The organism is Ensifer sp. SL37, from assembly GCF_026672675.1.
In the GTDB taxonomy this organism is placed as follows: Bacteria; Pseudomonadota; Alphaproteobacteria; order Rhizobiales; family Rhizobiaceae; genus Ensifer; species Ensifer adhaerens.
Genome location: NZ_JAPPRN010000006.1, coordinates 2879228 through 2902870 on the forward strand (window position 1 = coordinate 2879228; position 23643 = coordinate 2902870).

The 23643-nt window shown below is 63.7% G+C and carries 24 protein-coding genes, 1 other RNA gene and 1 pseudogene; 15 read left to right on the forward strand and 11 right to left on the reverse strand.

What is annotated here, in order from left to right; genetic code table 11:
- Positions 1–3: 3 nt before the first annotated feature.
- Positions 4–435: a DUF1772 domain-containing protein gene (locus tag OVA00_RS25990; protein ID WP_034792578.1), complete on the reverse strand. Its 432-nt coding sequence runs from the start codon at positions 433–435 to the stop codon at positions 4–6.
- Between the two features lie 191 nt (positions 436–626).
- Entirely contained in the window at positions 627–887 is a 261-nt protein-coding gene (locus tag OVA00_RS25995) for a hypothetical protein (RefSeq protein WP_060515956.1), read from the reverse strand.
- Positions 888–1202: 315 nt separating this feature from the next.
- On the opposite strand from OVA00_RS25995, the gene OVA00_RS26000 reads away from it, so the two are divergent.
- The 3 genes from OVA00_RS26000 (at position 1203) to OVA00_RS26010 (ending at position 8382) form a co-directional block, all read left to right on the forward strand.
- Positions 1203–2609 carry an FAD-binding oxidoreductase gene (locus OVA00_RS26000; RefSeq protein WP_268090371.1) on the forward strand — a complete coding sequence of 469 codons (1407 nt, stop codon included), beginning with the start codon at positions 1203–1205 and terminating at the stop codon, positions 2607–2609.
- 254 nt (positions 2610–2863) lie between these two features.
- The gene (locus OVA00_RS26005; RefSeq protein ID WP_060605749.1) at positions 2864–6580 is read left to right on the forward strand and encodes an AsmA family protein; all 3717 of its coding nucleotides are present in this window, start codon (positions 2864–2866) and stop codon (positions 6578–6580) included.
- Between the two features lie 467 nt (positions 6581–7047).
- Complete coding sequence (locus OVA00_RS26010; RefSeq protein WP_060515958.1) at positions 7048–8382, forward strand: TadE/TadG family type IV pilus assembly protein; 1335 nt, start codon at positions 7048–7050, stop codon at positions 8380–8382.
- A gap of 73 nt (positions 8383–8455) precedes the next feature.
- Here OVA00_RS26010 and OVA00_RS26015 read toward each other — a convergent pair whose 3' ends face one another.
- The 5 genes from OVA00_RS26015 to ssrA all read right to left on the reverse strand — a co-directional run bounded on the left by OVA00_RS26015 (position 8456) and on the right by ssrA (position 11071).
- Positions 8456–9244: a hypothetical protein gene (locus OVA00_RS26015; RefSeq protein ID WP_127889221.1), complete on the reverse strand. Its 789-nt coding sequence runs from the start codon at positions 9242–9244 to the stop codon at positions 8456–8458.
- Between the two features lie 267 nt (positions 9245–9511).
- Positions 9512–9748 (reverse strand): ribbon-helix-helix domain-containing protein, encoded by a 237-nt coding sequence (locus OVA00_RS26020; protein WP_060605463.1) that lies wholly within the window; start codon positions 9746–9748, stop codon positions 9512–9514.
- An 88-nt stretch (positions 9749–9836) separates the two neighbouring features.
- Positions 9837–10043: a DUF4169 family protein gene (locus OVA00_RS26025; protein WP_034792596.1), complete on the reverse strand. Its 207-nt coding sequence runs from the start codon at positions 10041–10043 to the stop codon at positions 9837–9839.
- Positions 10044–10061: 18 nt separating this feature from the next.
- Positions 10062–10574, reverse strand: coding sequence for an SspB family protein (locus tag OVA00_RS26030; RefSeq protein ID WP_034792598.1), 513 nt, complete (start codon positions 10572–10574; stop codon positions 10062–10064).
- Between the two features lie 138 nt (positions 10575–10712).
- Positions 10713–11071, reverse strand: a transfer-messenger RNA (tmRNA) gene (ssrA, locus tag OVA00_RS26035).
- A 146-nt stretch (positions 11072–11217) separates the two neighbouring features.
- Between ssrA and OVA00_RS26040 the strand changes: the two genes are divergently transcribed.
- The 10 genes and pseudogenes from OVA00_RS26040 (at position 11218) to OVA00_RS26085 (ending at position 19677) form a co-directional block, all read left to right on the forward strand.
- Positions 11218–11526 (forward strand): DUF2853 family protein, encoded by a 309-nt coding sequence (locus OVA00_RS26040; protein WP_268089860.1) that lies wholly within the window; start codon positions 11218–11220, stop codon positions 11524–11526.
- Between the two features lie 99 nt (positions 11527–11625).
- Positions 11626–12420: a thymidylate synthase gene (locus tag OVA00_RS26045; protein WP_268089861.1), complete on the forward strand. Its 795-nt coding sequence runs from the start codon at positions 11626–11628 to the stop codon at positions 12418–12420.
- Positions 12421–12587: 167 nt separating this feature from the next.
- Complete coding sequence (locus OVA00_RS26050) at positions 12588–13193, forward strand: glutathione S-transferase (RefSeq protein ID WP_060515961.1); 606 nt, start codon at positions 12588–12590, stop codon at positions 13191–13193.
- The gene (locus OVA00_RS26055) at positions 13186–13722 is read left to right on the forward strand and encodes a dihydrofolate reductase (RefSeq protein WP_060605458.1); all 537 of its coding nucleotides are present in this window, start codon (positions 13186–13188) and stop codon (positions 13720–13722) included. Before OVA00_RS26050 ends, OVA00_RS26055 begins: the two co-directional genes overlap by 8 nt.
- A gap of 156 nt (positions 13723–13878) precedes the next feature.
- A pseudogene (gene hflK, locus OVA00_RS26060) lies at positions 13879–14996 on the forward strand (FtsH protease activity modulator HflK).
- A complete protein-coding gene (gene hflC / locus OVA00_RS26065) occupies positions 14993–15913 on the forward strand; it encodes a protease modulator HflC (protein WP_268089862.1) in 921 nt (306 codons plus the stop codon). Before hflK ends, hflC begins: the two are co-directional and overlap by 4 nt.
- A 7-nt stretch (positions 15914–15920) precedes the next feature.
- On the forward strand, positions 15921–16106 hold the full coding sequence (locus OVA00_RS26070; RefSeq protein ID WP_034792618.1) for a DUF2065 domain-containing protein: 186 nt from the start codon (positions 15921–15923) through the stop codon (positions 16104–16106).
- 6 nt (positions 16107–16112) lie between these two features.
- The gene (locus OVA00_RS26075; RefSeq protein WP_034792627.1) at positions 16113–16499 is read left to right on the forward strand and encodes an ACT domain-containing protein; all 387 of its coding nucleotides are present in this window, start codon (positions 16113–16115) and stop codon (positions 16497–16499) included.
- Positions 16500–16765: 266 nt separating this feature from the next.
- Positions 16766–18286 (forward strand): DegQ family serine endoprotease, encoded by a 1521-nt coding sequence (locus OVA00_RS26080; protein WP_112771084.1) that lies wholly within the window; start codon positions 16766–16768, stop codon positions 18284–18286.
- Between the two features lie 488 nt (positions 18287–18774).
- Positions 18775–19677: a LysR substrate-binding domain-containing protein gene (locus OVA00_RS26085; protein ID WP_112771083.1), complete on the forward strand. Its 903-nt coding sequence runs from the start codon at positions 18775–18777 to the stop codon at positions 19675–19677.
- A 204-nt stretch (positions 19678–19881) separates the two neighbouring features.
- Here OVA00_RS26085 and OVA00_RS26090 read toward each other — a convergent pair whose 3' ends face one another.
- Both OVA00_RS26090 and serB read right to left on the reverse strand, forming a co-directional pair.
- Entirely contained in the window at positions 19882–20457 is a 576-nt protein-coding gene (locus OVA00_RS26090; protein WP_112771082.1) for a GNAT family N-acetyltransferase, read from the reverse strand.
- A complete protein-coding gene (gene serB, locus OVA00_RS26095) occupies positions 20454–21341 on the reverse strand; it encodes a phosphoserine phosphatase SerB (protein ID WP_112771200.1) in 888 nt (295 codons plus the stop codon). Before serB ends, OVA00_RS26090 begins: the two co-directional genes overlap by 4 nt.
- On the opposite strand from serB, the gene miaA reads away from it, so the two are divergent.
- On the forward strand, positions 21340–22251 hold the full coding sequence (miaA, locus tag OVA00_RS26100; protein ID WP_268089863.1) for a tRNA (adenosine(37)-N6)-dimethylallyltransferase MiaA: 912 nt from the start codon (positions 21340–21342) through the stop codon (positions 22249–22251). The genes serB and miaA overlap by 2 nt on opposite strands.
- Positions 22252–22270: 19 nt before the next feature.
- Here the strand turns inward: miaA and OVA00_RS26105 are convergent, their stop codons facing one another.
- The gene (locus tag OVA00_RS26105; RefSeq protein WP_112771080.1) at positions 22271–22672 is read right to left on the reverse strand and encodes a VOC family protein; all 402 of its coding nucleotides are present in this window, start codon (positions 22670–22672) and stop codon (positions 22271–22273) included.
- A 172-nt stretch (positions 22673–22844) separates the two neighbouring features.
- Between OVA00_RS26105 and OVA00_RS26110 the strand changes: the two genes are divergently transcribed.
- Positions 22845–23132: a hypothetical protein gene (locus tag OVA00_RS26110; protein ID WP_112771079.1), complete on the forward strand. Its 288-nt coding sequence runs from the start codon at positions 22845–22847 to the stop codon at positions 23130–23132.
- 39 nt (positions 23133–23171) lie between these two features.
- Here the strand turns inward: OVA00_RS26110 and OVA00_RS26115 are convergent, their stop codons facing one another.
- The gene (locus tag OVA00_RS26115; protein ID WP_034792642.1) at positions 23172–23564 is read right to left on the reverse strand and encodes an MAPEG family protein; all 393 of its coding nucleotides are present in this window, start codon (positions 23562–23564) and stop codon (positions 23172–23174) included.
- Positions 23565–23643: the final 79 nt, after the last annotated feature.

A 23643-nucleotide genomic window follows, 5' to 3' on the forward strand; every position in this document is an offset into this window, starting at 1 on the left:
TTATTATTCGAGCCCGGCGGCAACGAGAAAGATCGCTGCCGCCAGCCCGCCGAGCGCGCTGCGCCCGGCGTGAAGCCTGCCCCAGAGACCGAGGAGATCTCGGCTTTCCGGGCCGGCGTCGTCCGGCCGGACTGCCTCCAGCTGGCGGTTGACCGGCATCACGAAGAGCAGCGTATAGGGCCAGTTCAGGATGATGATCGCGGCCCCCAGCCCCCACAGCACATGGCCGGTCTGTCCCCAGGCACCGGCGCCGAACAGGCCCGAGACGAGCGCGAGCGTCGCCTGCATCTCGAAGCCGCGCCGATAGGACGGCACCCACTGCACGAGTGCGGCGCGATCATCGAGATGCAGCCGTGCGGGCTGTTCTGCCCAGGTGATGTAGATGGCGGCGCCGAAGAAAACCGACGCGGTGAGCAAAGCGGTTAGACCCAGCATTTGCCTCTCCTTCCTTCACGCCTCCATCATAATCCAAGGCTCACGAAACGGCAGGTGTTTTCTGCCGTTTCGCTCTCATACGTAGCAGTACCGGAGTTCGGTCGGTCTGAGGCGTGACTTTTGCCAGCAGCAAATGTGGTGCGACGCGGCTTGCCCGCCTGCAAGGCCCTCTGTCTACCGGCCCGCCCGCCCTATGTGCCGTCACGCCGCACGGCCAGCGCCGTCGCGCAGAGCACGACCTCCACCTCTTCTTCGAGTTCGAGACAGATCTGCCGGTATTCGTCAGCGAGATCCGGGCGGCCGCCGCCCAACACGAGTGCGTCCCGCATGTTGACCGCGAGTTCATAACTGCAGAACAGCTCAATCATGCAATCTGACGATGCCGACGCGATGCTGCCTCTCAGGTGCGGCAACCGCATCATCAGTCGCTTTCTGCCGATCTCTCCAAGCACGTCACACGTCCTTCCGCTCGGCCTTTGTACGCAAGGACTTCCCGACCGGATCACCGCGCGGCGCGGTGTGGAGATGACATTTCGGCAAACGGGGACATATCGTGTCGGCTTTTCAGCGTTGGTGTTTTCCACGCTGTCATACAGTCTTGTGACACTCCGGTCTCACGTCAGGCGTTTTCCTGCGCTACTGTGACCGGGAAGTGCGCGAGCGTCTGGACAAAGTGATTCCGATTTGCACAGTAGCGCCTTGAAATGACTGCGCTTCCCGAACATCGAAAAGGCAGCGTGGCGAATGCAAGAGGAAGGGCGTTTTCCGTGGCATTGAAGGCGATCAGGGCTGGCGCGAGAAACGAGGCGGGGATTGCGGCGGCGAAGGCGGACCTTTCCGCCCGCTTCGGCGACCGGTTCCAGACGGGCGAGGCGATCCGCGCCCAGCATGCCCACACCACCACCTATATTCCGGCACAGCTTCCCGACGGCGTGCTATTTGCCGAAAGCGCCGGGGACGTGCGCGCGATCGTCCAGATCGCCGCGCGACACAAGGTGCCGCTGATCCCGTTCGGCACCGGCTCCTCGCTCGAAGGGCATATCAACGCCCCCCACGGCGGCATCTCGGTGGATCTCTCGCGCATGAACAAGGTGCTCGAGGTCAATGCCGAGGACCTCGACTGCCGCGTCGAGCCGGGCATCACCCGCGAGGAGCTCAACACCTACCTGCGCGACACCGGCCTGTTCTTCCCGATCGATCCCGGCGCCAACGCCTCGATCGGCGGCATGGCCTCGACGCGGGCGTCGGGCACCAATGCGGTGCGCTACGGCACGATGAAAGACAATGTGCTGGCGCTGACGGTGGTGACCGCTGACGGGCGCGAGATCCGCACGGCGCATCGGGCGCGCAAGTCCTCTGCCGGCTACGACCTGACGCGGCTTTTCGTCGGCGCCGAAGGCACGCTCGGCATCATCACCTCGATCACGCTCAGGCTGCAGGGTATTCCGGAGGTCATTTCCGGCGGCGTCTGCCCGTTCCCGACGATCGAGGACGCCTGCAATGCGGTGATCCTCACCATCCAGTCGGGCATTCCGGTCGCACGCATCGAACTGCTCGATGCGCTGCAGATGAAGGCCTGCAACGGCTATTCCGGCCTTTCCTATCAGGAGACGCCGACACTCTTCGTCGAATTCCACGGCAGCCCCGAGAGCGTCGAATTACAGGCGCGCCAGTTTGGCGAGATCGCTTCGGAGTTCGGCGCCAGCGACTTCCTCTGGACCACCAATCCGGACGAGCGGGCGCGGCTCTGGAAGGCGCGGCACAATGCCTATTGGGCGCAAAAAAGCCTGATCCCGGGCGCGGCGATCCTGTCGACCGATGTCTGCGTTCCGATCTCGCGGCTGGCGGGATGCGTGGCGGCAACGCAGGAAGATAGCGCCGCCCACGGGCTGACGGCGCCGATCGTCGGCCATGCCGGCGACGGAAACTTTCATGTCGGCTTGCTGTTTGACGACAAGGATCCGGCTGACGTTGTGCGCGCCGAGGCCTTTGTCGAGCGGCTGAACGCGCGGGCGCTCGCCATGGACGGCACCTGCACCGGCGAGCACGGCATCGGCCAGGGCAAGATGCCGTTCCTTGAGGCCGAACTCGGCGACGCGCTCGATCTGATGCGCCAGATCAAGCGCTCGCTTGATCCGGACAATATCTTCAACCCGGGCAAGATTTTCGCTTGAGGTGAGACGCGCGACGGGCCGTTTTTTGGGACAATGCGCCGGCGACAAAGTGTGATACTGCATAATTCTCAAAGTCGGAATCGACCCCTAGGGAATTATGCGGCAAATCAAGGATGCTACGGCGCCATCAGCGGCGCCGCAGCCGGGCGCCGGTTTCTGGCGCTTAAATCGATTTGCGGCGCGGATGCGCCGATGAACGGAATGGGAATATAGGCACGGTGCTTTCGCGAATTCTTCTTGCCGTCGGCGGACTTGTGGTCGTTGCGCTCTTTGCGGCGCTGATCGCCCCGTGGTTCATCGACTGGACGGGTTTCCGCAAGGAGTTCGAGCGCGAGGCAAGCCGCATCATGGGCAAGCCCGTCGTCGTGCATGGCAGCGTCGATGCGCGGCTGATCCCGTTCCCAACCGTGACGCTCAACGACGTGCGCGTCGGCGCCGCCGAGGACGGCGAGCCGCTGATCCAGGTGGCGCAGTTCTCGATGAGCGCCGAGCTTGCGCCGTTCCTGAGCGGCGAGGCATTGATCTTCGACATGAAGCTCGATCGTCCGCGGGCCAAGGTGCGCCTGTTGCCCGACGGTACGCTCGACTGGGCGAGGGGCCGCCGGGCCTCGATCCCGGCCAAGACCGTCGTGCTTGAAAACGTCGAGATCACCAATGGCCAGGTCGAATTCGTCGACGAGCAGACCGGCCGCACCCGCCGCGTGAGCGGACTTGCCGCAGACATTTCGGCCCGCACGCTCGCCGGGCCCTGGAAGGTTGAGGGGCGCGCCGCGCTCGATGGCGAAGCCGGCAGTTTCTCCTTTACCAGCAACGAAGTGGACGAGGCGGGTACGCTCAGCCTGAAGGCGCGGGTAACGCCCGACAAGCGTCCCTTCGGCGTCGAGACCGACGGTTCGCTGCGCATCGTCGATTTCAGGCCGGTCTATAGCGGCCGCTTCACGCTGACGGAGAACCGCCCGCAGGCCGAGACGAAGGATGCGGATGGGCGGGCGCCGCTGCGCATCAACGGCAACTTCCAGCTGACCAACGAGAGCATCCGCGTCCCGGAATATCGCTTCGAAATCGGCCCGTCGGATGATCCCTATGTGGTCACCGGCGAGGCAACGCTCGATACCGGCAAGGACCAGAAGTTCCTGCTGATCGCCGACGGCCAGCAGATCGACGTCAGCCGCATCGGCCCGAGCCGCAACAACAAGACCGGCCGCGATCCGGCGATCTCGATGCGCCAGCGGCTCGAAGCCATGCTGGCGATCGCCGCCGAAATTCCCATCCCGCAGGTGCCCGGCCGCGCCAGCCTGAAGCTGCCGGCGATCGTCGTCGGCGATACGACGGTCCGCGACGTGCGGATCGACGTACAGCCCGATGGCGCCGGCTGGGTGATCGACAATGTCGTGGCGCTGCTGCCGGGGCGCACGCAGCTCGAAGCCAAGGGGCGGCTGAACCTCAAGGGACAGCGCACCTTCCGCGGCGACCTTCTGCTGGCCTCCAACCAGCCTTCCGGCCTTGCCAACTGGCTGGCGGGCTCGGTCGATCCGGCGATCCGCAAGCTGAGGACCGCCGGCTTTTCCGCCAAGGTGAACCTCACCGATACATTGCAGCAGTTCGAGAACCTCGAAGTGGCGGCCGACGAGGCGAGCCTCAAGGGGCGGCTGGAGCGACAGTCCTTCGCCGACCAGCAACCGAACCTCTCGCTGCAGCTGAAGGGTAACCGCATCGACTTCGAAGCCTTGCAGGCGCTGACCGGGCTCGTGGCGGGCGACGCTTCCACCGATACCTTGCTGCAGCATGCGATTGCCGCCGATCTTTCGGCTGACGAGTTTTCCGCCTTCGGCGAGCAAGCGCAGGACGTGCAGGCGGTGCTGACGCTGAAGAACGGCCAGCTCCAGGCCGAACGCGTGGCGATCGGCTCGCTCGCCGGCGCACAGCTCGCCTTTTCCGGCCGGGCCAGCGGCGACCTCGAAAAGCCCGTCGTCTCGGCCAAGATGAAGCTTGCCGCCAAGAACCTGACGCCGTTCCTGGAAATGATCGGCCGCCACGCGGTCAATCATCCAGCGCTCCGGCAGTTGATCAAGGCCGGTCCCTATTACAGCGACACGGCCTTCGACGTGACGCTGACGGCCGGCAACAAGGAAGGCAACGCGCCCGCGACCTTCGGCATCTTCGGGACCGCGAACGGTACCAAGATCGCCGCCAGCTACCAGGCGCCCGACATGGCGCAGGCACTGACCGGCAAGGCCATGCTTTTGGAAGCGACGCTCGAAAATCCCGAGACGCGGCTCCTGCTCGGCCAGACGGGTTTCGATCCCTTGCCCTTCGATGCGGATGCCAACGGCATTCTCTCCGTCAAGCTGCAAAGCACCGACGGACCGACGGCGAACGGCACGGTGACCTTTACGACCGAGAAGACGTCGCTCGCCGCCAAGGGCAGCGTCGATCTTTCCCGCGATCATTTCCTCGAAGGTCAGGCGAAGGTGACGCTGCAGACCCAGGACCTGGAGCCCTATCTTCTGCTCCAGGGCGTGGCCTTGCCGCAGATGGGCAGCGGCCTGCCGCTGACCGTCTCTGCCGATATCGCGACGACGCCCGAAACAATTGCGCTGACCACTGTCGAGGGCAAGGCCGACCACAACGGCTTTACCGGCAATCTGACGATCGACCGCAAGACCCCGGGGGCGGCCAGCGGCCAGCTGACGCTCGACACGCTCGATCTCGCCTGGCTCGGCGAGGGCGTCCTCGGACCGATCGAGGATACGAACGGGGCCTTCTCAAAGGGGGCTCTGGCGCAGCCTGCCTGGACCGGGCTCAACGTGGCACTGGACGTGCAGGCGCAGAAATTCTGGCCGGGCGTCTATGGCGCAGTCACGAGCTTTGCCGGCAAGATGGAATGGAAGGGCGACGAGATTGCGCTGACCGATGCGGCCGGCGACTGGCTGGGCGGCAAGCTCGCCGGGCGGGTGCAGATCGGCAATGCCAATGGCTCGGGCTTCCTGCGCTCGCGCCTGGACGTCAAGGGCGGCGACCTTGCCCAGGCGGGCTGGGCTCATGCGGGCACGCCGGTCGCGACCGGGACTTTCGATCTTTCGGTAGCACTTGAGGCATCGGGTGCGACGCCCGAGGCGATGGCGCATTCGGCAAGCGGTTCGGGTACCACAACCTTCAACGGCATGACGCTCGCCGGCATCAACAGCGCAGCTCTGCCGCAGCTGATCGCGGCAGCCGATGCGCTGAAGACGCAGATCTCGGCGGACGCGATCAGGAGTGCGGCGGAGGCGACGATCTTCTCGGGTCAATCGCTGGTCGGCGTCGTCAAGGCACCCTTCAGCATCGCCGGCGGGGTGCTCCGGGCGCAGAACGTGACGGCTGGCGACGGCAATGCCGCGATGACCGGCGAAGCTTCGCTGGACCTTGCGGCGGGCCGGATCGACGCCGGCATCGATCTGACTTTCCGGCCGGGTGACGAGGCGCTTGCCGGTGCCGAGCCGCGTGTGCGCATCGGCTATGCCGGCCTGCTGGAAGCACCGGGCGTCGATCTCAACGTTGCCGATCTCGCGAACTTCCTGTCGCTTCGCGCCTTCGAGCGCGAGCGCCGGCGGGTCGAGATCCTGCAGGCGAACGTGCTGGAGAAGCAGCGTCTGCGCCGCGAACTTGCGCTTTACAAGGCGCGGGCGGAGGCAAGAGAACTGGAGCGCAAACGCGCCGTTGCCGAGGAACGCCGGCGCGCAGCCGGCGCTGCCGAGGCCGCCCGCCTCAAGGCGGAAGCAGATGCGCGAGCAGAGGCCGAACGCAAGGCCGAAGCGGAGCGACAGGCGGAAGCCGCGCGTCGGGCGGCAGAGGCAGCGCGCAGCGCCGGACAGGGCCAGCCGATCCCGCAGACGGGACCGACCCCCCAGACCGTACCGGACGGTGCCACCGGCACCCCTCCCGGACAGAGGCTCAACTTCGACGTCCTGCCCGACGTTACCGTACAGTAGCCGGCGACTATGCCGGAGCACGACGCACCCTGGCTTTCGGGGCCGGGGATGCGCTTCCAATTGCGGATCCGGCCATGATCCCATCCTTGGCTTGTGCCCCCTGAAGCGCATCGCGATCTTTCAGCATCGCTCTCTGCGCTTTTGATTTTTCGCATGTCGTTATCCCAAGACCGCTGCGCGCTTTTGCGCGACATGCTCTGGCTTCAGATTTTGAACATGCCTTTATCGGGCGGGCATTCTCTTGGTTTCCGGCGCATCGTGGCGCGCGAACGGGATCGGCAGAGTTTTAACGAATTCTGAAGCACATCCTCCACTATTTATCGCTAAATTAGCAAGTTGCGTTGGATGGGGCAGGGGGTGCGGCTTGCGGGCCGCGTCTTTAATCGGCGCATGGGAAGGACGACGTCGATCGCTCCGGATTGACCCGAGCGGCGCGTCGCCGTCTGCTGAGGGGGCAACGATCAGAGATGCGCTACAATTTGAGGAAGAGAGCCGCCCGTATCTTTGCGGACGAGCGCGGCAACTTTACCGTTCTGACCGCGCTGATAGCGGTGCCGTTGTTGAGTGCCGCGTCGATCGCCATCAACCTGGCGCGGATCAATCTCGAGGCCGCGAAGATGCAGACGGCGCTCGATGCCGCTGCCTTCTCGGCGGTCAAATCCTACGGCGAGGGCGAGACCGAGGCCAGTGCCAGGGATCTCGCCAACAACGTCTTCTTTGCGAATTTCGGCCAGCCGGAGATCGTCGATCAGCTCGGCCCGGAGAGCGGTGTGGCGGTGGCGGCCACGCCGGTGCAGATCGCCTTCGGCGCCGCCGGCGTCGAGACCACGGCGACCGCGGCCTACGCGTTGAAATACAATCCGCTCTTCTTCGGGCTGCAGCCCTATACGATCGACCGGGAAAGTGTTGCCGCGCGCATGCCCGGGAGAGAGGCCTGCATTCTGGCGCTGCACCCGACGGCGAGCCGGGCCTTCGAGGTCAGCGGCGGGGCGAGCGTCGACACATCCGGCTGTACGATCACGTCGAACTCGACCGACGCGCAGTCGATCTACCTCAGCGGCTCGGCCACGCTCAAGGCCGAGTGTCTCTACGCCGCCGGCAAGGTGTCCGCGACGCTCGCCAACCTGCAGCTTGCCTGCGGCAAGGCGGTAGAGGAGGTGACGCCAATTGCCGACCCCTTCCGGTCGAAGAAGATGCCGACCACGGCAGGCTGGGTGAGCCTTGCCGGCTGCGGGCAGAATTTCGTCGGCGGCGGTGGCGGCAACGGCGACTGCAACGGCACCGGCAAGACGCCGAACAACGCGCCCGACACCTACCGCGTCGAGCTGAAGCCTGGCACCTATGGCGATCTCGAAATCAAGGGCAAGGTTCTTCTGAGGCCCGGCAACTACATCATCGACGGCGGTAGCCTGAAGTTCACCAGCCAGTCGGTGGTGAGCGCCGAAGGGGTAACCTTCTTCCTCTTGAACGGCGCCCAGCTCGACATTCACGGCGGGGCGACCTTCCAGGTCAGCGCGCCGACGACCGGCGACTGGGCCGGCTTCTCGATCGTCGCCGGGCGCAACAACACGGCCAGCGCCACCATCAACGGCAACAGCGCCTCATCGCTCGCCGGCATCATCTACATGCCGGCGTCGCGCGAGATCCAGTATGCCGGCAACGGATCGACCGGCGGTGAATGCGTGCGCATCGTCGCCCAGGAAATCACCATGATCGGCAACAGCAGCTTCAAGCTGGATTGCAAGGCGGTGCTGGCCAACACCACGATCAACAACCCCGGCGCGATCCGGCTGGTGCGATAATGACGGACGCGTCTTGCCACCGGCCGTTGGGCCGGCGGCGGATCGCTTGCCGGTGTCCAGGCGCGCCTTGCCTTCAGAAGCGGATGGACAGTCCGAGGATTGGACCTTGCTGGACCACGTCGAAGATGAAGCCGTCATTGTCGTAGTTGACGCCCAGCGCACGATAACCGGCGATCGCCGAGATCGTGTCGTTGAAACGGTAGCCGAGGCCAAGGCCGACGTCCCAGTCGATGTCGGCGCCGCCGGCGCCGACCAGGCCCCAGCCGGTCAGGTAGATCTCCGGGGTGAAGAAGTAGTTGCCGCGCACGCCCACCATGCCGTCGACCCAAGTCTTGCGGTCATCGCGGCTGATACCGTCGAGCGGGCCGCCCTGAAAGGATATGGTGGTGTTGACCGACCAGATCCTGGCGCCGCCGACCACGTCGAGATGCGAGTTCTGATCCTCAAACACCGTGTAACCGACGCCGATGAGGCCGGCGAAGGTCTCCGATTCCACATCGACCGTATCGGTGAAGACGCCGCGCGCTTTGCCGTCGCCGGAGAGCTTCGTATAGATCAAGTCACCAAAGACGCTGAAGCGGTCCTTGCGCGCTTCGACAGTTGCCATGGCGGCGAAGTCGAGATTGCTCCAGATGTCGCTGAAGCTGGAGTCGATGTGAACGGTCGGGAGCCCGAATTGCGCTGTGTCGCCGGAGAGGCCCGCCATCCAGAAATAGGGCGCGAAGGTGAATTGCCAGCCGCTCTCGGTTTCTTCCACGGGGGCCGCGGGCGCCATCAGCGGCGTGATATCGGCGGCATGAACAGGCAGAAAGGGAACCAGGCTCAGGCAGGCCGCAAGGCCCAGTCGCGTAGAGATACTCATGAAACGCCTCCCGCTTGCGCAGTCCCTGGGAAACGATGCGCGCGTTTTCCGTCCGGTCCTGCTTACTCATAAGAGTTGTGCGTATCGACGGCAGAAGCCGCCGCCTCCAACATGGCTATCTTTATATAAGCGATTCCGAAAACAACCAATTTCCACCGCCGTCGCAATCCTTGGCTGACGAAATGACCCCTGCTGTTGCAGGCGCCACACAGTCGCGTGGGATCTGATGAGGCGGATTCTGGCCCGAGGTCCGGTGCTGTGGCGGGATCAGCGCGGCTCGGTAGAGAGGGCAGGCACGTTCGATTTCAGCCATTCGAGCACATGGACGCGCAGTGCCGAGGAGAGGTTGCTGTCGGGCGTGCGCTGGTCGTCGATTTCGGCGATCAGCTGGGCAAGCGGCACCGCCCGCGTTTCGGCGATCGTCTTCAGTTCCTGCCAGAAGGCGTCTTCGAGCGAGAAGCTGGTGCGGTGGCCGTGGAGCGTTGCGGAGTGCTTACGGATCATCGCCCGGCCTTAGAGACTGATTCAAGGAATTGGCATTTCGAGTCCGGAAGCTGCCGCAAGTCCTTGCTCCGGAATCGCTTTTGCGGGCTCAGTCCTTGTCGACGTCGCCTTCGGCAGGGCGCTCGATGCGGCCCTGGTCAAGGCGGGTCTCCGCCTTGTCGTTCAGCGCTTTCGTCAGGGATTTCTCGGCCTTGGTGCGGCCGAAGGAGATGCGGTTCTGCTCGGCCTGCTTGTCCTTTTCCGTGCGCTCGCGACGCTTGCGGAACTGGCGCAGATTGACGACGTCTCCGGTCATGAGCCTCGGCTCCTCGGATCAGTTCTTCTTGCGGAAGGAATCGAGCGAGACGACGGAGCCGCCGCCATTCTTCGGCTCGGTGGGCTTGTCGTCCTTGGCCGAGGTCTCGGCATTTTCTTCCGGAACGGGATAGGCGGTGATCTCCGCCGATTCCTGTTCTTCTTCCTCGCCGGCCGCCACGTCGAACTCCAGTTCGAAATTGACCGACGGGTCGTAGAAGCCACGGATGGCGTTGAACGGGATCACCAGCCGTTCGGGCGTGTCGGAGAAGGAGAGGCCGATTTCGAAGCCGATTTCGGTGACTTTCAGCTCCCAGAACTGGTGCTGGACCACGATGGTCATCTGTTCGGGATACTTGGCTTTCAGGTGCTGCGAGATGCGCACGCCCGGCGCGCCGGTCAGAAAGGTGATGAAGAAGTGATGCTCTCCCGGCAAGTGACCGGTGGTGGCAACCTCCGTCAGGACCTTTCGGATGACGCTGCGCAGTGCGTCCTGTGCCAGAATGTCGTAGCGGATGTGGTCCTGGCCCATGAGCGTCCCGTCTTTCCTCGAACTCAATCTACTGTCTGCTGCCGGCTTGGAGGTCAAGCCGTCGGCTTTTCATTGCCCGTCTGAAGCAGACGAGTCAATTATTCAAGCATCTATAGACCATTTCGAAGCGGGGGAGAAGGTGAAGGCTTCTGTTGCCAGGTGCCTTCGGACCCCGCCTTACGGTGCTACCCGGAAGGACTTGATTTGAAGTGTCGCACCGCGATTAAGCAGCGAGACGTGCTTCAGCATAGTTGTCGTTTGCAACTATAAGTTTAGCCCGATAACGGTGGTACAATGCCGAGCAAAAAGTCGATCTTTACGCCCTTGTCGATCCTATTTCGCCCCCATCAAAAGCCGATCGATTCTGATCGGTTTTTGGTGGAGGCGCCGGGTACCGCCCCCGGGTCCAATGGGTTTATTTCATCGCCCGTTTATTGCCATAGCCGCCCGAAGACGGCAGAGTTCATATAGGTCTTTCCGGGCCCCAAGAAAAGGGGGATGTGTCGGATATGTGACTTTCTCCCGGACTGCCCGGTGCCGAACCGCCTTGACTTGACCGGCATCCATGAAAAACTCCCGCTGCTGCCACGCGGCCGGCAATCTCCGGCCGCAGTTTCGAAAAGCAAAGCAAGCTGGAGGCCTCATGACGGACTACCTCGCAGATGTGCAGAAATACGACAGCGGCGCCGACGAAGCGATCGTGAACAAGATCGTGCGTCACCTTGGCATTGCGCTTCGCAACCGGGATTCCTCGCTCGTTTCGGCGTCGGATCCGAAGGAGCTCGAGCGGGTCAAGGAGAAATGGTGCGAGAAGAAGCTCGGCATCAGCGGCGCCGATGCGGACAGCGCGATCGACGCCACCGTCAAGGCGATGTCGGCGGACCGGTCGAAATCGCGCGTCACCTTCTATTATCTGGTGGCCAAGAACCTCGGCAAGCTGCACACCTTGTAGCTCCCCGCCGAATTATCCGGGATAATCGTCCCGTGGTCATTGGTTCGCCGCCGGCTTCGTCCTAAATTTAGCGAAAGTACGAATCGGCGGCGCCAGACCATGCAGCAATATCTCGACCTTCTCGACCATGTGATGACCAACGGATCCGACCGCGGCGACCGGACGGGGACGGGCACGCGCTCGGTCTTCGGCCACCAGATGCGCTTCGACCTCTCCGAGGGCTTCCCGGTGCTGACGACCAAGAAGCTGCACCTGCGCTCCATCATCCATGAACTGCTGTGGTTCCTGAAGGGCGACACCAATATCCGCTATCTCAAGGAAAACGGCGTCACCATCTGGGACGAATGGGCAGACGAGAACGGCGACCTCGGCCCGGTCTATGGCTACCAGTGGCGCTCCTGGCCGGCGCCGGACGGGCGCCATATCGACCAGATGGCCGGCCTCGTCGAAAGCCTGAAGACCAACCCGAATTCCCGCCGCCATATCGTCTCGGCCTGGAACCCGGCGCTCGTCGACGAGATGGCGCTGCCGCCCTGCCATTGCCTTTTCCAGTTCTACGTCTCCGACGGCAAGCTCTCCTGCCAGCTCTACCAGCGCTCGGCCGACATCTTCCTCGGCGTGCCCTTCAACATCGCTTCCTATGCGCTCTTGACGATGATGGTGGCGCAGGTGACGGGCCTGAAGCCGGGTGATTTCGTGCACACGCTTGGCGACGCGCACATCTACCACAACCATTTCGAACAGGCCCGGCTGCAGCTCACCCGCACGCCGAAGGCGCTGCCGCGGATGGAAATCAATCCAGACGTGAAAGATCTCTTTTCCTTCCGTTTCGAAGACTTTACGCTCGTCGGCTACGAAGCCGATTCATCCATCAAGGCGCCGATCGCCGTCTGACATATCCTGATGCTGCGGGTGGCCGGTCCGCATTTCTGAATTCTTCTCGATGCCGATGCCGCGCCACCCTTCGGGCAGGGCAGGAGCTTCCGTCGCCCGCACGCGCAGGGGCCGGCAATCCAAGGTGAGGGGCGGCCGGGGAGGGCTGTCGTCCAAGGGAGGTATCGATGCTCACACTCGTTCATGCGCCGCTGTCACGATCCTCGCGCATCGTCTGGCTGCTTGAGGAGCTGGGCGCGGAATACGAGATCCGCTACGTCTCGATCCGCCGCTGGGACGGCTCGGGCGAGCCCGACGACAACAACCCGCATCCGCACAAGCAGGTGCCGGCGCTCATCCATAATGGCGCGGTGATCTGGGAGTCGGCCGCCGTCGTGCAGTATCTCACCGACCTTTATCCCGATTGCAGCCTCGGCCGGCCGCCCGGCCACAAGGAGCGTGGCGCCTATCTCTCCTGGCTTGCCTATTACGCGGGGGTGATCGAGCCGACGGCGCTTGCCCATATCTCCGGCGCGACCATCAACAACCCGGCGCAGGCACGGCTCTACAGCGAAATGTGCGCCCATGTGATCGACGTGCTCACCCGACGGACCTATCTGCTCGGCGAAACGATGAGTGCCGCCGATCTGCTTTTGGCAAGCGCGCTGCAGTGGATGCGCAAGATCCTGCCGGAAAGCACGGTCGTCGATCGCTACATCCGTGTGGTAACGGACCGGGCAGCCTATGACCGCGCCAGAGAAATCGACAGCAAACCGAACGGGTTCCATGACTGAAACGAAGACCACCCACCCGAAGATATCGATCGTCGTCGCCGTTGCCGCCAACGGCGTCATCGGCCGCGACGGCGATCTGCCCTGGCGGCTTTCGACCGATCTCAAGCGCTTCAAGGCGCTGACGATCGGCAAGCCCGTGATCATGGGGCGCAAGACCTGGGCGTCGCTCGGGCGTCCGCTTCCCGGCCGCGCCAACATCGTCATCACCCGCAACGCGGATTTTGTGGCGGAAGGGGCAAGCGTCGTCCCGTCGCTCGATGCGGCCATAGCGCTTGCCGGCCGAGAGGCGGAGGCCGCGGGCGTGGACGAGATCTGCGTGATCGGTGGCGGCGAGATCTACCGCCAGTCGATCGCGCGTGCCGATATCTTGCATGTGACCGAGGTGCAGGCGACCGTGGATGGCGACACGCGCTTCCCCGACATCGATCCCGGCATTTTCGAGAAGGTCTTCGAAGAGGACCTGCCGCAGGGTGAAAAGGACAGCCACGCCATGCATTTCGTTACCTTTAAGCGGCGTGCGACAGCCTGACGCGGCGGATCGTCAACTATTTTGAACCATTTACGGTGAACTCGGGTCTATCGCGTTGAAAGCGGTGCGGGTGATACCTATAACGGTTTCACATCATGAACGACCGTGCGGTGGCGCGGCCGTTCAGCGTGGGAAGTATTCAAAAGAGAGGTTTTGATGCCCTGGAGCAATCAGAATGGCGGCGGCGGTGGCCCATGGGGCGGCGGCGGTGGCGGCGGCAATCAGGGGGTCCCTGGGGCCAGGGGCCAAACCGGCCGCGTGGCGGCAAGGGCGGCCCGCCGGATCTGGAAGAGATCATTCGCCGTGGCCAGGACCAGCTCAAGAACGTCGTTCCCGGCGGCTTCAATGGTGGCGTCTTCGCCATTATCGGCCTGCTGATCGTCGGTTTTGTCCTGATCAATTCGATCTACACGGTGCAGCCGGACGAGCGCGGCGTCGAGATGCGCTTCGGCAAGCCGAAGGACGAGATCTCGATGCCTGGCCTGCACTATCATTTCTGGCCATTCGAGACCGTCGAATTCGTCAAGATCACCGAGCAGCAGCAGAACATCGGCGGGCGCTCGAGCGGCCAGTCGAATTCCGGCCTGATGCTCACCGGCGACCAGAACATCGTCAACGTCCAGTTCTCGGTGCTTTACTCGGTCACCGATCCGAAGGCTTACCTCTTCAACGTCGAGAACCCGTCCGACACGCTGCAGCAGGTGGCCGAAAGCGCGATGCGCGAAGTCGTCGGTCGCCGTCCGGCGCAGGACATCTTCCGTGACAACCGTCAGGCGATCGCCGCGGACGTGAAGAGCACGATCCAGGCAACGATGGACACCTACGGCACCGGCGTTTCCGTCAACACGGTCGCCATCGAGGACGCCGCACCGCCGCGCGAAGTGGCCGATGCGTTCGACGAAGTGCAGCGCGCCGAGCAGGACGAGGACCGCTTCGTCGAAGAAGCCAACCAGTATGCCAACCAGGTGCTCGGTAAGGCACGCGGTCAGGGTGCGCAGATCCGCGAAGAGGCGGCCGCCTACAAGGACCGTGTCGTCAAGGAAGCACAGGGTGAGGCGCAGCGCTTCATCTCCGTCTATGACGAGTACTCCAAGGCGCCTGACGTTACCCGCAAGCGTCTCTATCTCGAAACCATGCAGGGCGTTCTCGGCAAGTCGAAGAAGGTCATCATCGACGAGAAGAACGGGCAGGGCGTACTGCCATATCTGCCGCTGAATGAAATCGGTCGTCCGACGACGTCGGGTGCCGCAGCAGTTTCGGGAGCAGGCCAGTGATCAACAATCGTACCTCCGTTATCCTGATCCTGCTCGCCGTCGTCTTCGTCGGCATCTATTCCTCGGTCTTCGTCGTCAACGAGCGCCAGCAGGCGATCGTCGTTCGCTTCGGTCAGATCAAGGACGTCAAGAGCCAGCCGGGCCTCTACTTCAAGCTGCCCTTCGCCTTCATGGATGCCGACCGCGTCCAGTACGTCGAAGACCAGGCACTGCGCTTCGACCTCGACAACATCCGTGTCCAGGTCTCGGGCGGCAAGTTCTACGAAGTTGATGCCTTCGTCGTCTACAAGATCTCCGATCCCCGCCGCTTCCGCGAGACGGTCTCGGGCGATCGCGACTCGGCGGAATCGCGTCTCAGGACCCGTCTCGACGCATCGCTGCGCCGTGTCTACGGTCTGCGCGGCTTCGAGGCTGCCCTTTCGGACGAGCGTGCGTCGATGATGCGCGAAGTGCGCGCCGACCTCAAAACCGATGCCGAGTCGCTCGGCCTCAATATCGAGGACGTCCGCATCCGCCGTACCGACCTGACGCAGGAAGTTTCGCAGCAGACCTACGACCGCATGAAGGCCGAGCGTCTGGCGGAAGCCGAACTGATCCGCGCCCGCGGTAACGAAGAGGGCCAGCGCCGCCGCGCCATCGCCGACCGTCAGGTCGTCGAGATCGTCGCCGACGCCCAGCGCGATTCGGAAATCCTGCGCGGTGAGGGCGAAGCCGAACGGACGAAGACCTTTGCCGACGCCTTTGCGCGCGATCCGAAGTTCTTCGAATTCTACCGTTCGATGACGGCCTATACCCAGTCGATCGGTAGCCCGGACACGACGCTGGTGCTTTCGCCGCATTCGGAATTCTTCCGTTACTTCAATAACTCGGAAGGCACTCCGCCGGCCGCGGCACCTCAAGCAGCGACCGGAAACTAGGCGGGCGATGTCAGACTTTCTGACAGGATTCGCTTTCTTCCTGATCATCGAGGGGCTGGTGTACGCACTGGCCCCTTTGGTTTTGGTGGAAATGGCGAAGCGTTTGCCGTATGTCCCCGAACATCAGCTTCGACTGGCGGGGCTCGTTTGCGTGGCTGCCGGGGTCGGACTTGTATGGTTGCTTCGAGGATAATGCGAAATGCCACATAAACTGCTGATCCGGCTGGTCGATGCCGAATACGCCATCACCCGCCTCAATATCGGCTCCAGCATGCCGGAATGGCTGCCGGGGCCGGGCTTCTGGACCGTGTCGAGCTCGCGCGAGGAGATGACGCTGGTCTGCCGGGCCGCCCGCGTGCCGTCCAGCGTCCAGAGTTCGCTCGGCTGGCGCTGCTTCCGCGTCGAGCAACATTTTGCCTTTGACGTGCCCGGCGTGCTCGCCTCGGTGCTCCGGCCGCTTTCGGATGCCGGCGTCGGCGTCTTTGCCAATTCGACCTTCAGCACCGACTACATTTTCGTTGCCGGCTCCGATCTCGACAAGGCGGTCCAGGCGCTGAAAGACCACGGCCACGAGCTCACCACCTGATCAACCACGCCCGGCCTCGACCTAAAGGCTCGGCCGGGAACGCCCGTCCTTTCGCACCCTTGCGCGCAAGGATCAGGAAATCGTGTTTGGACCCTTCCGAATTCCGCCTTATCTTCAGAGGAAAGTCGGACGTCGCGGTCTTGCGGCTTGCGTTTGTCAAATCTGCCGCATAAGCCCGGCCGGCGGTTTCGGTCGAGGCGGAATTATGCGAAGAATCAAAGTGGTGTGCCGGTGTCACCGCACACAGCCAGAGGAGCTGAAGCGAATTGTCCACGCGATCAAAATCCCGAGTACACTCGCTTGGCGCCTCCCTCGGCGTTCTGGCGCTCGCAGGCGCGCTTGCCTTCAGCAGCACCGCACTCGCCCAGAACACGGCGATCCGGCCGCCGAGCAATGGCCCGGCCTCCGTCGCCGATCTGGCCGCCGGACTGCTGGATGCCGTCGTCAACATCGCGACTTCGCAGAAGGTCAAGAACGACGATGATGCGCCGGCGCCGCAGGTGCCGGAGGGCTCGCCCTACCAGCGCTATTTCGACGAATTCTTCAAGGGCCAGGGCAATCAGGGCGGTAACCGCCAGCGCACGGTCGAATCGCTCGGCTCCGGCTTCGTCATCGATCCCTCTGGCTACATCGTCACCAACAACCACGTGATCGAGGGCGCCGACGACATCGAGATCAACTTCGCCAATGGCAGCAAGCTGAAGGCGAAGCTCGTCGGCAAAGACACACAGACCGATCTCGCGCTGCTGAAGGTCGAGCCGAAGGCGCCGCTGAAGGCCGTGCCTTTCGGGGATTCGCGCAAGATGCGCATCGGCGACTGGGTGATGGCGATCGGCAACCCGTTCGGCCTTGGCGGTTCCGTTTCGGTCGGCATCATCTCGGCGCGCGGCCGCAACATCAACGCCGGCCCCTATGACAATTTCATCCAGACGGACGCTGCGATCAACCGCGGCAATTCCGGCGGGCCGCTGTTCAATATGGCCGGCGAAGTGATCGGCATCAACACGGCGATCATCTCGCCAACGGGCGGCTCGATCGGCATCGGCTTCTCCGTGCCGACCGAACTTGCCGCCAATGTGGTACTTCAGCTCAAGGACTTCGGCGAGACGCGTCGCGGCTGGCTCGGCGTGCGCGTCCAGCCGGTGAACGACGATATCGCCGAGAGCCTGAAGATGGACGCGCCGCGCGGCGCGCTCGTCTCCGGCATCATCGAAGGCGGGCCGATCACGCACGGCGAGATCAAGGCCGGCGACGTCATCGTCAAATTCGACGGCCATGATGTCGGCGAGGTGCGCGACCTGAAGCGCGTGGTCGCCGAAAGCCCCGTCGGTAAGGCGGTGGATGTCGTGGTGATCCGCGACGGCAAGGAACAGACAGTCAAGGTGACGCTCGGACGCCTCGAGGATGGCGCGCTTGCAAGTTCCGACGCGGCAACCGGCGACGAGGGGTCGAAGGCTGACAAGCCGGAGGCTGCGCCGCTTCCAGCGACCGACGTCGTGCTCGGCATGAAGCTTGCGACGCTCAACGAAGAGGCGCGCAAGAAATACGGCATTGCCGAAGACGTGGACGGCGTTGTCATCACCGAGGTCGCGCCGAATTCGGTCGCGGCAGAGCGGCGCGTAGAGGCGGGCGACGTCATCGTCGAGGTCGGTCAGGAGGCGATGGAGACGCCCGCCGACGTGGCCGACCGGGTCGAGGAGCTGAAATCCAGCGGCCGTCGCCACGCCGCCCTCTTGATCTCCAACAAGTCCGGCGAATTGCGCTTCGTCACCGTTCGGGTGGAGTAGGGCGCATCGCGCCTTTCGGCAGTTGCGGCTGCGGCATCGGATCGATGCCGCAGCGCCGCTTTCGGTCGAAGCCGATTGTCTGAATCTTTTCAGTGCTATCGCCTCTGGGGCTGAGAGGCTGAATCCACGTCCTCAGGTTTTGATTCAAGGCTGCGATTCGGCCGACGGGCCGCAGCGCGCTCATGATGGGCACAGACACGGCCCTTCATCCCGCTGCCGCGACCTTCTCCCCGCTTGCGGGGGAAAGGGTTAGGGTGAGGGGCATTCGAGAAGTGGTGAGGTGCTCTTCTTTCAGCAGTCGTCGCTCGCTTGCCTGGGGTGCGGGGACGGCTTGCGCGCCGGCTGGAAGGTCATCAGCCTGAGGGCTTCGAACAGAATTTCGATAATCGTATGCATTGCCGCACCTCCTTTCTTGCAAGCATTTCACTCCACTTGCCGGCACCCCTCAAACGAGTTTACAGTCGCCGTCGGATAACTTGAGGTTATGCATGAAGCGCGGCCGACTGCCCCTGACAGCGTTGCGGAGTTTCGAGGCGGCCGGGCGACTGGAGAGTTTCACACTGGCTGCATCGGAGCTTTTCGTCTCGCAGGCGGCCATCAGCCGGCAGGTGCGCGAGCTCGAAGAGCTGATCGGGCGGCCGCTGTTTGAGAGGCTCCACCGCGGTGTGCGGTTGACGGCCGATGGTCAGGCGCTGCTCGGCACGCTGACATCTGCCTTCGACATGGTGGGCGAAAGCCTCGACGCGCTCTCGGGGCGGCGGTTGTCGCAGACGCTGAAGGTCAGCGCAGAGCCATCCTTTGCCGGCTGCTGGCTGGTGCCGCATTTGCAGGAATTTCAGGGGGCGCATCCGGAGATCGATCTGGTGATCGATGCGGAGTCGCGGCTCGCCGAGTTTCGAAGCGGCGAGGCCGATATCGCCATCCGCCACAGCTTGACCGCGCGCTCCTGGTCGCGGGTGGAGACGCGGCCTCTTGCCGAGGTGGAGATGGTCCCGGTGATCACGCCTGCGCTTGCCGGCGCCGGGCGGCCGCTCGACCGACCCGAAGACCTGTTGCAGCATCCATTGTTGCATGAGGATAACCGGCAACTCTGGGAACAATGGTTTGCGGCGGCCGGCACCGCGCCGGTGAAGCTTGCACGCGGCGCGATCTTCGCCGATGGCTCGATGGTGCTGCAGGCGACGCTGCGCGGCAGCGGCGTCGGCCTCATCGACCGCGACCATGCCCGCGACGACATCGCCGCCGGCCGGCTGATCCAGCCGTTCGACGCCTCAGTGCCCTATGGCGCGTTCTTTATCGTGGCGCGGCGCTTCGAGGCGCTGTCGGAGGCGGCCAGGGCCTTTGTCGACTGGATCGAACGGAGCTACCCGGGGGCGGGGCGAAAGCGGTGAGGCGGCCCTTATCCTCAGGGCGAGCGCTTGCCCCTCTTCCGCCTGCCGGCACCGTCTCCCCGCACGCGGGGAGACGGAAAGATATGGCGAACGCCCGCCATTCTTCAGAGGTGGTTGGGTAGTGTCAGTGCGGCTGGCGTCTCTCTTCCCGCCTGCGGAGAGAGATGTCCGGCAGACAGAGAGGGCAACCCACGAAGCGGCAGCTTATTTCCCGGCCTTTGAACGATGCGCGCGCCATTCCTCGGCGCTGATCGCATAGAGCACATGCCGAACCAGGGTCGGCTGATCGATTGGGACGCGGGGGTGGTCGAAGTCGCGGCTTGGGTCGCGGTGCATGCCGATCCGTTGCATGACAGCGGTCGAGCGGGTGTTGGCGGGAACCGCGAAGGAGACGACCTCGCTCAAGCCCTTTTCCTCGAAGCCGTAGCGCAGCAGGGCGTTGGCCGCTTCGGTGACGTAGCCCTTGCCCCAGTAGGGCGGGGCCAGTCGCCAGCCGATTTCGACCGTTCCTTTGGGCAGGTGCGGCTCCAAATCCGTGAGCGCGAGGCCGCAGAAGCCGATTGGCTTGTCGTAGGCCTTGAGCGCCATGGCGAAGAAGCCGAAGCCGGTTTCGGCGATGCCCTTGCCGACGCGATCGAACAGCGCGTCTGATTCTGCGCGGCTGCGGCGGAAGGGAAAGAATTCCATCACCTTGGGATCGCTGTTGATCGCGAAGAAGAGATCGCGATCGCTTTCCTTCCAGGCGCGGATGCGCAGCCGCTCAGTCTCGGCAATGATCATCCGGCGAAATCCGTCTTGCGATAGCCCTGGAGATAGAGAAGGGCGGTGAGGTCGCCGTGGTCGATGCGGACCTTCGCCTGCTCGGCAACGACGGGCTTGGCATGCAGCGCCACGCCGGTGCCGGCGAGCTGGATCATGCCGAGATCGTTGGCGCCGTCGCCGACGGCAAGGGCATCGTCCGTCGAGATGCCGAGGCGGTCGGCGATCTCGATCAGCGAATCGACCTTGGCCTGCTTGCCGAGGATGGGATTGGCGACTTCGCCGGTGAGGATGCCGTCTTCGGCGATCAGCGTATTGGCGCGGTTCTCGTCAAAGCCGAGCATCTCGGCGATCGGGCCGGTAAAGACGGTGAAACCCCCGGAGACGAGCGCGGTATAGTGGCCCTTGCTCTTCATCGTTGCGATCAGTTGTTTTCCGCCCGGCGTCAGCGTGATGCGCTTGGCGATGACCTCGTCGACGACGCCAAGTGGCAGGCCCTTCAGAAGTCCTACGCGTTCGATCAGCGCCGGCTCGAAGGCGATCTCGCCGTTCATGGCGCGGGCGGTGATCGCCGCCACCTTGTCTTTCAGGCCGACTTCGGCGGCGAGTTCGTCGATGCATTCCTGGCCGATCATGGTCGAGTCCATGTCGGCGATGAGCAGCTTCTTGCGGCGGCTCTCGGCGTCTTGCACGGCGGCATCGACCGGTGCATCGCCGATCACGCCGCGCAGCAGGGTTTCGGCGGCATCCGGATCGGTGCCGTCGGTCAGCGCGATATCGCAGGCGATGCCATCGGCGAGCCAATAGAGGCCGGATGCCTTGACGGCGTCAGCGGCTGCTTCCGCCAGTGCTGGCGTCAGAACAGGATTTGACGGATTGGCGATAAGCGTGGCAACGAGAGCCATGGACAACAACCTTGATACCGAGAGCGACGCGATCCTGATAACCGGGCCGACCGCCAGCGGCAAGTCCGCGCTTGCCGTCGAACTGGCGCGCCGACACGGCGGCGTGGTCGTCAATGCCGACAGCATGCAGGTCTATGACACGCTGCGGCTGTTGACGGCGCGGCCGGACGAGGCCGACATGGGCGGCATCGGGCACTGTCTTTACGGCCATGTGCCGGCGGCATCCGCCTATTCCACCGGTGCCTGGGCGCGTGAAGCGCAGGCATTGGTCGCTCAGCTCAAGGGCGAGGGACGCTTGCCGGTTTTTGTCGGCGGCACCGGGCTCTATTTCAAGGCGCTGACCGGTGGTCTCTCGGATATGCCCGAGATCCCGGCCGCGATCCGCGAGCGGCTGCGCGAGCGGCTGAAAGGGGAAGGGGCGGAGGCGCTGCATCGCGACCTCGAAGCCAGGGATCCGGAAACGGCGGTGACACTGAAGCCCGGTGATGGCCAGCGGATCGTGCGGGCGCTCGAAGTGGTGGAGGCGACCGGCAAGCCGATCCGCTTCTTCCAACAGCAGACCGGACCCATGATCGTCGACCCGGACCGGGCGGCAAAATATGTCGTGCTGCCGGAGCGAAAGCTCCTGCACGACCGCATCAACCGTCGCTTCCAGTTGATGCTTGCCGGCGGCGCGATCGACGAAGTGCGGGCGCTGCTTGCGCTCGAGCTGCCGTCGGAAATGCCCATCATGAAGGCGATCGGCGTCAGCCAGATCGCAGCCCTTCTGAAGGGCGAACTCGACGAGGCCGAAGTGATCGAGATGGGTGCTGCGGCAACGCGACAATATGCCAAGCGGCAGATGACCTGGTTCCGTAACCAGCTCGACGACAGCTGGCAGCGCATTTCGAGCGCCGAGGAGGTGCTTTGACGAGCGCCGTTGCTGCGGATCAGTCGGAGAGGTTCAACTGCCAGGACACGCCGAAGCGGTCGGTGACCCAGCTGAAGCGCTGGCTGAAGCCGTAATTGTCGAGTGGCATCAGCACTGCCCCGCCTTCGGCGAGCATGCCATAAAGCGTGATGATCTCATCCTCGCTCTGGCATTCCACGAAGAAGGAGAACGACGGGGTGAAATCGAAGGCGTGCCGGACCGGGCTGTCGATGCACTTGACCCGCTGCGCGCCGAGCCGGAAAAGCGCCACCTTGACGCTGCCTTCGGGACCTTGCTCATCCGGTCCATAGCGCTCGACTTCCAGCACCTCGGCATTCGGGAACAGTGAGACGTAGAAGGCCATGGCGTCGTCGGCGACGCCATCCTGGAACATCAGAAAGGGCGTGATGCTTGTAACCATGGCGCGCTCCCGTTGTCGTCGGTGTCAACAAAACCGGCTGACTGATCCTACCCCAGGATGTCGCCACGACAACGGTCGGCCCGCGGCAAAGTTTCCTTGCAGGATAGGCGCTGATGCCTTGCTGTGAGCGGGGCGGCTTGCAGGTTCGGGCGGCGCATGCCATGTCCCGATCATGACAGACGAGCAGAAAACGTCTCCTGACAGCGCGGAAATCCGTCTGTCTCCCGATGAAGCCCTGGTGCTTTTTGAACTTCTGTCGCGTTGGAGCGAGGAGAACGCAGTTCCAACGCCGGACGCCTCCTGTTTCGAAAGCACGGCCGAATGCGCGGTGCTGCTCGGAGTGCTGGCAGACCTTCAAAAGCAGTTGGTTGCACCCTTTCGCGAAGACTACGCCGAAGCGGTGAAAGCGGCACGCCGCCGTCTGGCGCCATCGTGGGATTACCCTGACCTCAGGGGGTGATTTGCTTGCTTGTGCCTACGCTTGATCGGCTCACACCAGTCACGCCAGCAGCGGCCACAGCACCAGTCCGATCCCGATGATGCTGGTCGCAAACAGGGCCGAGCGCAGCACGGGAATGCCGATCGCATAGGCGAGCCAAAAGGCGAGCCGTGCCGAAAGCCAGACGATCGCACCGAGTTCCGTCGTCGTGTTGTTTGCGCCGGTGACTTCGACCGCAAGCAGCGCGGACGCGGCGAAGGGAAAAGTCTCGAGGAAGTTTGCCTGCGCGCGTTTCAGCCGTCCGACGAGGGGCGTTGGCGGCGGCCCGGCCGCTTCGCGCGAAGAGAGCGACCAGGCCAGTCCGTTCTGGCGCGTCTGGAGTTGCGCCGCGACAAAAACCTGGATGATGCCGAAGATGCAGCCGAGCGCCAGCACGGTCATCTCCATGCTCATGGCCGCGCTCCGAAAGCCGTCTCGAACTTTACTGTCGCGTGTGCCTGCGCCATGTCAGCCATCGTGCTTTCCTCCCGCA